The sequence below is a fragment of the Pectobacterium parvum genome, assembly GCF_020971565.1.
Lineage (GTDB): Bacteria > Pseudomonadota > Gammaproteobacteria > Enterobacterales > Enterobacteriaceae > Pectobacterium > Pectobacterium polare.
Genome location: NZ_CP087392.1, coordinates 4,339,994 through 4,352,277, shown reverse-complemented (window position 1 = coordinate 4,352,277; position 12,284 = coordinate 4,339,994). Strand labels below are relative to the sequence as shown.

Here is a 12,284-nt window from a genome sequence, read left to right as displayed (position 1 = left end):
GCATTGCTGAAATGTTGCCGTATCGTTGATGAATGCGTTTATAGCCTGTTATCGGGGGAAGCATTCTGCGCTACAATGGCGGCGTTACTTTATTTACGAATACCTTTTTATTCAAAACAACCCTGTTCGGAGTAGGGACAATGTCTGACGATGCGTCTACGCTTCTGCGCTCTATTTCCTGGTTTACTGAGCCCCCTTCGGTATTACCTGAGCACATTGGTGACTGGCTGATGGAAACTGGCTCCATGACGCGGCGACTTGAAAAATATTGTGCCCAACTGAAGACCACGCTGTGCAGTGAGAAATTCATTACACCACAAGCGCTGGGCGAAGAACGCGAACAACTGCCGTATAGTGAACGTTACTGGCTGCGTGAAGTGGTGCTGTATGGTGACGATCGTCCCTGGCTTTTTGGTCGTACCCTTGTTCCGCAACAAACGCTCGACGGCACGGATTCAGCCTTGATGAAAATAGGTGATCAGCCGCTAGGCCGCTACCTGTTTGGGCAAAAGGCGCTGACGCGTGACTATATTCATACCGGATGCTGTGAGGGCTTGTGGGCGCGACGTTCCCGCCTGTGTGTCTCTGGTTATCCGTTACTGTTGACTGAGCTTTTCTTACCGGAGTCACCGATTTATTTCAGCTGGTGATGAAGGTTGGCAGGTAATTTGAGGAGATAAATCCTTGGAAAGAAGTGTTACAGCAGGGAAATGGCTGGCTTATTGTCGCTTGATGCGAATTGATAAACCGATAGGTTCTCTGTTGCTGCTGTGGCCAACGCTAGGGGCGCTGTGGCTGGCAGGAGGGAAAGTGCCTGCACCGTGGACGCTGTTTGTTTTTGTCGCTGGCGTTTTCTTAATGCGTGCGGCGGGCTGTGTCATCAATGATTATGCCGATCGCCATTTTGACGGCTATGTAAAACGCACGGCGTCTCGCCCCTTGCCCAGCGGTGAAGTGAGCGAGCAATCTGCCAAAGTTCTGTTTGTCGTGTTGGTCTTGCTGGCGTTTGGTCTGGTGTTGACGCTAAATAAGATGACGATCTGGCTGTCCGTTGCGGGGCTGGTTTTGGCATGGGTCTATCCGTTCATGAAACGGGTTAGTCATTTGCCCCAGTTTGTTCTGGGCGCGGCGTTTGGCTGGTCGATTCCTATGGCCTATGCTGCGGTAAGCGAAAGCCTACCAGTGACCTGCTGGATGATGTTTTTGGCGTATATCTGCTGGACGGTCGCCTACGATACCCAATATGCGATGGTGGATCGTGATGACGATTTGAAGATCGGCGTGAAATCCACCGCGATCTTATTTGGACGTTTTGACAATATGATCATCGGGTTGTTGCAGTTCAGTATGCTGGCGCTGCTGCTGGCTTTGGGAATCGCCACCGGATTAGGAACGCCATACTACATTTCGCTGCTGGTGGCGGCGGGCATGTTTGTCTACCAGCAAATCCTGACGGCCGGGCGTGAACGTGATGCTTGTTTTAAGGCATTCCACAATAATAAGTACGCGGGTATGGCGATATTTATTGGCGTGTTGTTTGGTCTGTAGCGCGGACCAACAGAGACAAAAAAGCAGCGATTTCTCGCTGCTTTTTTTATGACGGAATGCTCGGATGCGTTTATTATACCAAACCTATCCACGGTTTGATGATGGCATTTTTCCGCCACCTTGCCGCTACTTCCTGCCCCGTTATTCCTGCTTTATCGCTTCGACCGTCTGACTATTGGCTTCCATTTCAGCGGATGAGCTGGCGCTTTCGATAGTCAACCGAACTTCCGGAGTGATCAGATCGCCGAGGATGTTGTAGATTTCCAGGATATCGCCTTGTGCCGCTTCCGCACTGTCGGTGATATACCCTTCTGTGCGTAAGGTTGTGACCAGCGTTGAGAACACCGCTTTATCAAAGAATTCCGGCGCGTTGATGCCGTGCAGAACGGACAGACGCTGTGCCATGTTCCGGCTTTCTTTCTCCAGCGTCCCACGGTTGATTTCTGGATTCGCGCACAGCAAGGACAGCGTAATCGCATAACGTTGCAGCGTTTCACGCACGCCTGCTGACAGCAGTTGCAGCGTGCGAATTCGTGGTGGATTGATTGCCAATTCACCATCACGGCTGCACAGTAGCTCTTGTCGAATCAGTTCGTTAGACAACGTTTCCAGCACATCTGGCAACTGTTCTTTCGAATAATGCAGGAACAGTTCAGATTGCAGCAGCGGATAGACCAGCGTGATTTGTCGTACGACTTCAGCAAGCGTAATTCGGCGATGATGGATGACGATGCTGGCAATCAGTGACGGCAAGACCAACAGATGCTGGATGTTATTGCGGTAATACGTCATCAGTACCGCCTGCTCGCGCGGCAGAATGATGATGTCACCAATACTGTCCTTCTCCACTTCGAACTTGTTCATGCTCAGCGCGTGTTCCAACAGTTCATCCGCTGTCTTCTTCGGTGCTGTAATATCTTTATGGTAAGGAACCTGACGCAGCAGTTGCAGATAGCAATCCAGCTGTTCGTGCATTTGTTCGCGCGTCAGCGAGCGTTGGCGCGAGGCTAACAAGGCGGTAGAGCACAGGTTCATTGCATTTGCTGCCGCAGAATTGTTGATGCGCACCATGATATCCATAGAGATATCTTGCACCGTCGGTGTTAGCCAGCTTGGACGTTGTGCCTCGATGGGATCAATCGCGTCACGCCATTGCGGTACATGCTGGTTCAGATAGGTTGTCAGCGGGAGCGGTTCGCCGAAGTTCACATAACCCTGACCCAAATTACGCAGTTTGCGCAAACCGCGCACCATCTGCATAAAGCCTTCTTTTTCCTTCACCGCACCGCGCAGCTCTTTCGCATAGGTGCCGACTTCCATCACGTGCTCGTAACCGATATAAATCGGTACCAGCGTGATAGGGCGCGTGCCGCCTCTGAGCATAGCCTGAATGGTCATGGCCAGCGTACCGGTTTTCGGCTCTAACAGACGACCCGTGCGCGAACGCCCGCCTTCCATGAAGTATTCAACCGAATAACCACGGGCAAACAGCTCACCCAGATATTCACGGAAGATCGTGGAATACAGCTTGTTGCCTTTGAAGGTACGGCGAATAAAGAACGCACCAAGACGGCGGAAGATCGGTCCCGCTGGCCAGAAATTAAGGTTGATACCGGCGGCGATGTGCGGCGGCACCAAGCCTTGATGGTACAGAACGTAGGACAGCAGCAGATAATCCATATGGCTGCGGTGGCAGGGCACATAAACAATGCCGTGACCATCCTGCGCCAACTGGCGAACGCGTTCGGCGTTATGGACGTTAATCCCCTGATAAAGGCGATTCCACGTCCAGCTCAATACACGATCCGACAAACGCACGGCTTCGTAGGAGAAGTCGGCGGCGATTTCTTCCATCAGCGCAATCGCGTTTTGCTGCGCTTTCTCATGAGAAATCTTCTTGCTGCGCGCCTCATCGTCTACGGCTTTCTTGATCGCTTTGGAATCAAGCAGCTTGTTAAATAGTTCCTGACGCACTGGCAAGCGCGGCCCAACTGCCGCCAAACGCTGGCGTGAGAAGTGCATACGCGCGACGCGTGCCAGCTTGTGGGCTATGGTTTTGTCCGTGCCGTGCTCGGTCGCCATATAGCGTAGCGAGACCGGGCTGGAGAAGCGGACAAAGCTGTCACGGCCTAGCCACAGGACGGCAAAGAATTTCTCGATGCCGTTGAGCAAACGCAGGTGTGGCGCGGCCTGCGAATGGCCTTCCCGACCTGGGGATCGCCCAAACATCACGGAAACCGGCACCATCTGTACGTCTAAATCTGGATTGGCACGATGCAGGTCCAGATAGTCGTGGAACAGCTTGACGGATTTCTGCTTGGGAACGTAATAGCGGAAGACGCGTGGCCCGTCATTAATAAAGACGTGGCTGGGAAGTTCGACGCCATTGAATTCGAACGGCAGCGAAGGATCGGGTAACCCTAATGCCAAGCACTTCGCACGTAGCGTTAAGAGATCCGCCTGAGAGTTATAAGGCAGAACATAGAGTATAGGACGTGAGGGATCTAACCCCAACTCGACCACCGGATCTGCGGGAATAATTTTGCTTTTCACTAGCAGTTTCAGTGGGAGATTCAATAATTTATAGTAAATTTTACGCCAACCTGACATAACAACGTGGAGCCTCTTGTTAGCAATGCGCCGCAAGGATACCAGAAACTGCGCTGGAGATCTGTGGTGATGAGACAACGTAGGTGCGTTAAAATGCGAACTATTTTACATAAATAATGGAGAACAAATGAATAAAGCAACGGGGATGACCCGGATTATTAAGGCGACCGGTTATTCCTTTAAGGGGCTGAAGCAGGCGTGGGAGCATGAGGCGGCGTTTCGTCAGGAAACGATACTGACCCTTGTCGGCGTCATTATCGCATGTTTACTGCCGGTTACGCTGGTCGAGAAGCTCCTGCTGATTGTGTCTGTGGTACTGATTATGCTGTTTGAGCTGGCCAACAGCGCCATTGAAGCGGTTGTTGATCGCATTGGTCTCGAGCACCATGAATTATCCGGTCGGGCGAAAGATATCGGCTCGGCGGCTGTCTTTGTTGCCATCTTGTTAGCCGCTGTCGTCTGGGGCAGTATCCTCTGGCAACATTTTGCCTGACGGTACGCATAAATGAGTAAAAGTCAGGGCTTTGCCTATATCCCGATTCCCAATTGTGCCTTACCTGTATATACTCACAGAAAGACTGTATAAACAACCAGGGGGCGGAATGAAAGTATTAACAGCAAGGCAGCAGCAGGTTTATGAGCTGATCCGCGATCATATTGCGCACACTGGGATGCCGCCAACGCGCGCGGAAATTGCTCAACAGCTGGGGTTTCGCTCTCCCAATGCGGCTGAAGAACATTTGAAAGCGCTGGCGCGTAAAGGCGTGATTGAAATTGTATCGGGTGCTTCACGCGGTATTCGTCTGCTGATGGAAGAAGAGACGGGCATTCCTCTGGTTGGTCGCGTCGCCGCAGGTGAACCTCTGCTGGCACAGGAACATATTGAATGTCGCTATCAGGTTGACTCTGCGATGTTCAAACCCAGCGCTGATTTTTTGCTGCGAGTGAGCGGCATGTCGATGAAAAATATCGGTATATTGGATGGCGATTTGCTGGCTGTACATAAAACGGAAGATGTGCGCAACGGCCAGATCGTCGTGGCGCGTATTGACGATGAAGTGACGGTGAAGCGCCTGAAAAAGCAGGGCAATACGGTGCACCTTATCGCTGAAAATGAAGAGTTCTCCCCCATCGTTGTCGATCTGCGCCAGCAAAGCTTTTCGATAGAAGGTTTAGCGGTTGGCGTCATTCGTAATAGCGACTGGAGCTAACCGTTCGCAGAGATGCACTGCTCGCCAGTCTGGATCAGTGCATCATGTTCTGTGTGTTAATCTGCCAATCTGCCAGATATATATATTTAGTTACATTTCGTGCGCGTTTCTACGATCCCCATTATCCTTCTGTTTTTTCACTGCTTTTTGCGGTCATTTTCCCTTTCTCAACGCCCATTCCAGTCACAAATTCCTGGTTTTATCTTTTAAGTGAAATATTCGACTATAATTTTTAGCAAGGTAAGCATTTTTATCTTGATTAATCGTTTGCCGATTGATCATTAGCCATCACATTGAGATAGCCCAGTAATCAAGGGAGACAGTGGCGAAGAGCACCGTCATGGTTCACATATTTATGATGCTGCTTACTGAATAAATCTATTTATCTGAAACTGATGCATAAGTCGGTAGTCACGATTTTTTATGCGCAATTCACCTAAGGTACGGAGATTCTTATGAATAAAGACCAAGCCAGCGGTAACTGGAAACAGTTTAAAGGTAAAGCGAAAGAGCAATGGGGCAAATTAACGGATGACGATCTGACGGTCATCGAAGGTAAACGTGACCAACTGGTGGGTAGAATCCAGGAACGTTACGGGTACGAAAAAGAAGCGGCAGAGAAAGAAGTGAAACACTGGGAAGATCACCATAAATATCACTGGTAACTATCATTGGTAGCTATCACTGGTCACAACAGTGATGTCTCTCCACAGAAAAAACGATAGCCCCTGGGCTATCGTTTTTTAATGGGAACAGTATGGTCGTGATCGCAATGATCCGGCTGTTTGCATGATGCAACTTCCTGACAGCCTCCACACAAGCCGTGTGCTTCCACCACGCTGTGACGCAACGTAAACCCTGACTGCTGTGCCAGACTACGCAGCGTTTCTTCCACACCTTCGGTTTGACGTTCTGTAACCTGTCCGCAGCGGTCGCAGATGAAAAGGGCGGACGTGTGGCTGTGGTCTTCAATATGGTGACACAGCACGTAGCTGTTGTTTGATTCGACGCGATGAATGAAGCCTTGTTCCAGCAGAAAATCCAGCGCGCGATAGACAGTTGGCGGTTTCGCCTGAGGTTCAGAAACGCGCAACAGGTCCAGCAGGTCATAAGCGCTGATAGCACCGGACTGCTGTGCCATAAGGCGTAAAACCTCTAACCGCTGTGGCGTGAGACGCACAGCGCGCTGCTGACAAATCTGTTCAGCCTGGGCAAGAAGTTTGTCCTGTTTGGTTGAATCCATTGTCATATCACCCTGACGCGTTGAGGAACAAGACGGATATCTTACCACGACTGAATAAAAACGCCGAACTGGCGGAGTTTTCCTGCGAAAACAACTCTCTGCAAAAACAACTCCCTACAAAAAGAACGGACAGACGCGCTACATGACCAGATCGATGAGCAGCGCCCGCAAAGGCGACTCTGCCTGTAGCGTCAACGACGTCTCTTCCTTAATGAAGGCTCCGTCGCCGCAGTGTAGTGTTTCACTGTTCTGATTGCCTTTTACCGCCATTGAACCGTGGATCAATTGGAGGTACGCCTGATTTCCCTTTAGCGCGATGGTGCTTTGCTCATTCTGCTGGAGATCGACATGATGAACCCAAACCTGCTGGCGCAGTTGCAGGCTATTGTGTTCACCTTCCGGTGAGGCAAGCAGCGTATGGTTTACTGAACTCAGCCCCATGCGCTGCAACGGGCTGTTCTCTCGCGTTTGGCAAGCATTCAGCCATAATTGCAGTCGCGTCAGCGGCTTGTTGGCGCTGGTATTATGTTCGCTATAGCTGACGTTTGGCTGCGTGGAGAGCAGTAGCACATCTCCGGCTTTGGCCTGAATGTGGCCGCCGTTGCTGTCACGGTATTCTGCTTCGCCCTGAAGAATAATGTTCAGAATATCAACCCGTGGGTAGGTTCGCGGCTGGAATGATGCCCCCGGTGCCAATACTTCCTGATTGAGCACGCGCAGAGATGCGTAGCCCAGCAGCTGTGGGTCAAAATAGTGACCAAAAGAAAAGGTATAGCGCGCCTGCAACCAGCCATAGTCGGCCTGGCCGCATTGCCCTGCTGCTCTTCGTGTGATCATAATTTTTATCCCCCAGAGAATTATTTATTGAACTGATAGTAATTGTGTGGACGTTGGATTGTTAGCTAGTTAATCTGGTGGGTATATTCAAAATTCCTGAATGAGTACGAAGATGGCGAGAGAACGAGCACTGACGCTGGAAGCCTTGAGGGTGATGGATGCGATCGATCGTCGTGGCAGCTTTGCCGCTGCGGCAGACGAGCTGGGTAGGGTGCCTTCGGCGCTGAGCTATACTATGCAGAAATTGGAAGAAGAGTTAGATGTGGTGCTGTTCGATCGTTCCGGGCATCGTACTAAATTCACGAATGTTGGGCGGATGCTGCTGGAACGCGGACGCATCCTGTTGGAGGCCGCGGATAAGCTCACGACGGATGCAGAAGCGCTGGCACGCGGTTGGGAAACGCACCTGACGATTGTGACGGAAGCGCTAATTCCGACTCAGCGAATTTTCCCATTAATCGATAAACTGGCGCTCAAAGCCAATACGCAGGTATCGATTCTGACGGAAGTGCTGGCCGGGGCGTGGGAGCGTCTTGAGCAAGGGCGCGCCGATATCGTGATTGCGCCAGACATGCATTTTCGCGCGTCTTCCGAAATGAATACCCGCAAGCTGTACACGATGAATAACGTTTATGTCGCCAGCCCAGAACATCCGATTCATCAGGAACCTGAACCGCTGTCGGATGCAATACGGGTGAAATACCGTGGGATTGCGATGGCAGACACCGCGCGCGAACGCCCAGTACTGACCGTGCAGCTGTTGGATAAACAGCAACGGCTGACGGTGAGTTCGCTGGATGATAAACGGCGTGCGCTGCTGGCGGGATTAGGCGTCGCGACCATGCCTTATCCGATGGTTGCGCAAGATATTGCCGAAGGGCGTTTGCTGGTGATTGGGCCGGAGCATCAGATGGAAAGCCAGATCATTATGGCGTGGCGGCGAGACAGCATGGGCGAGGCGAAATCCTGGTTCCTGCGTGAAATTCCGAAACTATTGAACCAGCCTTAAATCCTGCGTTTTTTTGCGGCAAGGTGTGGCTCCACACCTTGCCTCTGCACTTCACTACTCGCTCATGTGAATCGACAAAACCCTAGTACAAATCGACAAACGTCTTATCACGCTGATGAGGCTGGTTCAAATCTTGCTCTGGGCCCTGCGAAATCACGCCATGCGGGTTAATCGTGCCGTGGCTACGATAGTAGTGGTGACGAATGTGCGCCATATCGACGGTATCGGCGATGCCGGGCATCTGATAAATATCACGCAGAAAACCGAACAGATTGGGATAATCGCTTAGGCGATATTTATCGCATTTAAAATGCGTGTGATAGACCGGATCGAAACGGATCAGCGTCGTCCACAGCCGCAGGTCGGCTTCGGTTAACTGCTCACCTGTCAGATAGCGTTGTTTTGCCAGAATGTTTTCCAGATCGGATAGCGCGGCAAAAACGGTTGTGGCGGATTCATCATAGGCTGACTGGCTTGTCGCAAAACCAGCTTTGTACACACCGTTGTTGACCTTGTCGTAAATCCAGCCGTTCAATTCGTCAATCTGCGCGCGTAGCGCTTCTGGATAATAATCTCCCGCCGTTGCTCCCACGCCATCAAAAGCGCTGTTCAGCATGCGGATGATATCGGCGGATTCGTTACTGACGATGGTGTGCTGCTCGGTATCCCACAGGACAGGCACGGTCACCCGACCGCTGTAGTCTGGCATAGCGTGCAGGTAGAGTTGGTAGAGGAATTCGTGCTGATAGAGCGAGTCACCCGTTGCGGCTTCAAAATCGGTATCGAACGTCCAGCCCTGATCGAGCATTAACGGATGAACCACCGAAACCGCGATGTGATCTGTTAACCCTTTCAACTGCCGCATGAGCAGCGTGCGATGTGCCCACGGGCAGGCGAGCGAAACATAGAGATGATAACGGCCGGACTGAGCAGGAAAGCCACCTTTGCCGGTGAGGCCGGGTGCGCCATCGGGCGTTACCCAGTTGCGGAATGCGGATTCTGAACGCTTAAAATGGCCGCCGGTAGATTTGGTTTCATACCAGGTATCGTGCCATACGCCGTCAACCAGTTGTCCCATAAATCCTCCCGTTAGTGAGTGCGATAAAACAACGGCAAGCCTTATCTGCTTGCCGTCTCATTCGTTATTCGACTATTAAGTGTAGTACAGGCCGGAAAAGCCTCGTCTTACCACTTTTTGCCCAGCAGGCGGTCGATACTGAATGCGCCTGGGCCCGTTACAGCCAGCAGGAGGTAGCCACCAGCGATGGTCAGGTTTTTCATGAACATCAGTTGGTTCATGCCTTCCGCAAAGTTAGAGTGGAAAATCAGTGCGGTCAGCAGCGTAAAGCCCGCAGTGAACAGCGCGACGGTACGCGTCAGCAGACCGAACAGAACCGCCAGACCACCACCCAGTTCCAGCAGAATGGTCAGCGGCAGCAGGAAGGATGGAACGCCCATCGCCTGCATGTATTGTTGTGTGCCTGCATAGGCATCACCCAGCTTACCGTAACCTGCAACGATAAACAGAATTGGCATTAAGATACGTGCAACCAGCAGTGCAGTACTTTCTAAATTTTTCATCATCTCTCCAATTAATTTTGTTGTGGGCTATATTACCCTGTTTTGTTTGTTGTAGCAGGTGTGGTCTGAAAACCTAGCCCGCCATCAGGTTATGGGCAGATAGTATAGAGAGATGATTTGCGCTTCCAGCGAGTATAATTGTTGCTGTATTTCAGAAAAATTGATGTTCAGTGAACTGTGCAAGAACGCGCTGTAATGGCGCGAGCGCGTTAGGTAAAAGTCAGATGAAAAGTAGTAGCGTATAGATAAGACAGATAGCCGAAGCGATAGTAAGGATTACGGACGTGGCTCAAACGTTTTGCGGACGAGTCTGACTGTGCCCCACAGCCCGACAAGGCGGCGTCCCCAGCGAATCATGCGGCTGGGATGTCGCACGCCATAGAGCGCCACGAGGCTGGAGCCCACGATCCAGTATTTACGCCACTGCATCAGGCTTTGCCAGCCGTGATCGTAACGGGCAGTGGTATCCAGCCAGTGTTTTTTACCTGCCGATAAATCCAGCCGCTGCTGCTGTATCTGGCGCAGTAGCTGGGCTTTTTCTCTGTCTCGCTGCTGACGCTGGTTCACTTGGGATCTTCCTCCAGCAGCGATCTGTCGGTCGCCAGCTCCTTACGCGTCGCTTTGAGCAAGGTGGAACGACGTACCTTCACGAGTGTCCATATACCGCCTATCAGCGCCAGTCCGAGCAATGTGGCGGTAATACACCCCAGCGCAAAAAGACGATACTGCGGATCGATACCCCAGATGATCAGCGCAATCAGGCTCATAATGCCAAAAGTGGCGAAAATCAGCGTCAGACCGACCATCATCAGCAACTGAATCAGATTGGTTTTTTCTTCCTCTAATTCAATGACGGCGAGTCGAACACGGTTTTCCACCATGCTGACAATAATGGAGATGATGCGCTGAGCAGAAGCCATGACCCCGCTTGCGGGGCCTTGTTGTGATTTATCCGTCATAACGATCCGCTAATTAGCGACGAGACAGAAGGACGCCAAGCACGACGCCCACAGCAGCACCAATACCGACACCAGTCCACGGGTTCTGACGTACATAGTCGTCCGCCGATTCAACCGCTTCTTTGGTTTGGGAGGCAATGCGCTCACCGGTATCGCTCAGGCGGCTACGGGTTTCTTTCAGCGCGCTTTCTGCCTTATTGCGCAGTTTGTCGAGTTCCGCTTTAGATTTATCGCTGGAGGTACTTAATACTTCTTCCAGCGTATCTGCCAGTGATTTCAATTCGGTGCGTAGGTATTCAGAATTTTGATCTTTAGCCATATTAATAACCCTTCGTATTATAAACCTGAATGTTAACTATAGCTGAAGCTGAGATTTATGCCGCCCCAGACGGATACGGACAATTCTGATAACTCGCTGTAAATTTTAGCGATTTGGTTTTTTGAATATAAAATGAACAATTGCTGTGTGTTTTATAGGGACAATATACTGATGAGTTATTGCGATGCTGCACGTTCCGCTGAGCGTAATTCCTGCTCGGCTTCAGCCAGCTTTCTTTCGCGCTTGAGGATCTTTTCGGCATCATCCCCTTTCTGCCGGCTTTCGTTCAGTTCCTGCTGGCGTTCAGCGACGTCTTTATGCTTTTCCGCAATGGCTTCCTGACGTTTCTCTGCTAATCCGGCATCCGTACAGTGGGTTTTCACGCCGTCCAATGCCTTCTCTAACCCGTTGATGCGATTCTGATTGCCATGCTTACGCGCTTCATCGATTTGGCGCTGAATATCTTGCGCTTTCTGCTGACAGGTTTCCACCTGATTGGCGGTATTCGCCAGCACGTGGCCGGAAAACAGGACAGATAATGCAATGATGGATGGAAATAGTTTCATCTTTGTCACCCCAGTTTGGATTGTTTCTGTGTCAGTTTCTGCTGCCAGAACGGTGTCGGGATTGTCGCCTGCTGCGCGGTAATGGTGACTTTGGGCAGAGACAATCGCAGGACATCTCTGGCAGCGATACTCTGTTCTGGCGAAGCAAGACGGACGATCAGGCTATCTTGCTCTGGTGTAATGCTTTTGATCGCAATGCCTTTTTCATTAAGACGCTGATATACGTAAAAGCCATCGGGCAACGCAGCACCATCGTCAGGCTTGATGTGCAGCATCGCATCACCCTGGGAATGACGAAGCGACTGGGACTGCGTCAATACAATCATCGGTAGAGCAAGCAATAGCAGTATGCGACCTGCTTTTCTGGAGAAGAGCTTAGGAAATAATCCGCGAATTGACAC

General features: G+C 51.1%; 16 protein-coding genes. 6 read left to right on the top strand and 10 right to left on the bottom strand.

Annotated features, from left to right (window positions below; translation table 11 throughout):
• Positions 1-140 precede the first annotated feature (140 nt).
• The gene (ubiC, locus tag LOZ86_RS19585; protein ID WP_039481976.1) at positions 141-650 is read left to right on the top strand and encodes a chorismate lyase; all 510 of its coding nucleotides are present in this window, start codon (positions 141-143) and stop codon (positions 648-650) included.
• Between the two features lie 34 nt (positions 651-684).
• Positions 685-1,548: a 4-hydroxybenzoate octaprenyltransferase gene (ubiA, locus tag LOZ86_RS19580; RefSeq protein WP_230242649.1), complete on the top strand. Its 864-nt coding sequence runs from the start codon at positions 685-687 to the stop codon at positions 1,546-1,548.
• Positions 1,549-1,689: 141 nt separating this feature from the next.
• Here the strand turns inward: ubiA and plsB are convergent, their stop codons facing one another.
• Complete coding sequence (plsB, locus tag LOZ86_RS19575) at positions 1,690-4,158, bottom strand: glycerol-3-phosphate 1-O-acyltransferase PlsB (RefSeq protein WP_039481971.1); 2,469 nt, start codon at positions 4,156-4,158, stop codon at positions 1,690-1,692.
• A gap of 127 nt (positions 4,159-4,285) precedes the next feature.
• Here plsB and LOZ86_RS19570 point away from each other — a divergent pair, with 127 nt between their 5' ends.
• The 3 genes from LOZ86_RS19570 (at position 4,286) to LOZ86_RS19560 (ending at position 6,034) form a co-directional block, all read left to right on the top strand.
• Entirely contained in the window at positions 4,286-4,651 is a 366-nt protein-coding gene (locus tag LOZ86_RS19570) for a diacylglycerol kinase (RefSeq protein ID WP_039481969.1), read from the top strand.
• Between the two features lie 109 nt (positions 4,652-4,760).
• Entirely contained in the window at positions 4,761-5,369 is a 609-nt protein-coding gene (gene lexA / locus LOZ86_RS19565) for a transcriptional repressor LexA (RefSeq protein ID WP_039481967.1), read from the top strand.
• 455 nt (positions 5,370-5,824) lie between these two features.
• Positions 5,825-6,034 carry a CsbD family protein gene (locus LOZ86_RS19560; RefSeq protein WP_039289892.1) on the top strand — a complete coding sequence of 70 codons (210 nt, stop codon included), beginning with the start codon at positions 5,825-5,827 and terminating at the stop codon, positions 6,032-6,034.
• A gap of 68 nt (positions 6,035-6,102) precedes the next feature.
• On the opposite strand, the gene zur is transcribed toward LOZ86_RS19560, so the two are convergent.
• The gene (gene zur, locus LOZ86_RS19555) at positions 6,103-6,612 is read right to left on the bottom strand and encodes a zinc uptake transcriptional repressor Zur (protein ID WP_010298842.1); all 510 of its coding nucleotides are present in this window, start codon (positions 6,610-6,612) and stop codon (positions 6,103-6,105) included.
• A 138-nt stretch (positions 6,613-6,750) separates the two neighbouring features.
• The gene (locus tag LOZ86_RS19550) at positions 6,751-7,449 is read right to left on the bottom strand and encodes a pirin family protein (RefSeq protein WP_039481964.1); all 699 of its coding nucleotides are present in this window, start codon (positions 7,447-7,449) and stop codon (positions 6,751-6,753) included.
• Between the two features lie 112 nt (positions 7,450-7,561).
• Between LOZ86_RS19550 and LOZ86_RS19545 the strand changes: the two genes are divergently transcribed.
• A complete protein-coding gene (locus LOZ86_RS19545; protein ID WP_039481961.1) occupies positions 7,562-8,458 on the top strand; it encodes a LysR family transcriptional regulator in 897 nt (298 codons plus the stop codon).
• A gap of 82 nt (positions 8,459-8,540) precedes the next feature.
• Here LOZ86_RS19545 and LOZ86_RS19540 read toward each other — a convergent pair whose 3' ends face one another.
• The 7 genes from LOZ86_RS19540 to mzrA form a co-directional block, all read right to left on the bottom strand.
• Positions 8,541-9,536, bottom strand: a complete 996-nt coding sequence (locus tag LOZ86_RS19540; protein WP_039481958.1) for a glutathione S-transferase family protein — start codon at positions 9,534-9,536, stop codon at positions 8,541-8,543.
• Between the two features lie 107 nt (positions 9,537-9,643).
• Positions 9,644-10,039 carry a DoxX family protein gene (locus tag LOZ86_RS19535; protein ID WP_010282928.1) on the bottom strand — a complete coding sequence of 132 codons (396 nt, stop codon included), beginning with the start codon at positions 10,037-10,039 and terminating at the stop codon, positions 9,644-9,646.
• 276 nt (positions 10,040-10,315) lie between these two features.
• Positions 10,316-10,606: a YqjK-like family protein gene (locus LOZ86_RS19530; protein WP_039481955.1), complete on the bottom strand. Its 291-nt coding sequence runs from the start codon at positions 10,604-10,606 to the stop codon at positions 10,316-10,318.
• The gene (locus LOZ86_RS19525) at positions 10,603-10,998 is read right to left on the bottom strand and encodes a phage holin family protein (RefSeq protein ID WP_039481952.1); all 396 of its coding nucleotides are present in this window, start codon (positions 10,996-10,998) and stop codon (positions 10,603-10,605) included. Before LOZ86_RS19525 ends, LOZ86_RS19530 begins: the two co-directional genes overlap by 4 nt.
• Positions 10,999-11,011: 13 nt before the next feature.
• Entirely contained in the window at positions 11,012-11,317 is a 306-nt protein-coding gene (locus tag LOZ86_RS19520) for an ElaB/YgaM/YqjD family protein (protein ID WP_039481949.1), read from the bottom strand.
• A gap of 176 nt (positions 11,318-11,493) precedes the next feature.
• Positions 11,494-11,883, bottom strand: a complete 390-nt coding sequence (locus LOZ86_RS19515; RefSeq protein WP_039481947.1) for a DUF1090 domain-containing protein — start codon at positions 11,881-11,883, stop codon at positions 11,494-11,496.
• A 5-nt stretch (positions 11,884-11,888) separates the two neighbouring features.
• Positions 11,889-12,284 (bottom strand): EnvZ/OmpR regulon moderator MzrA, encoded by a 396-nt coding sequence (mzrA, locus tag LOZ86_RS19510; protein WP_039481946.1) that lies wholly within the window; start codon positions 12,282-12,284, stop codon positions 11,889-11,891.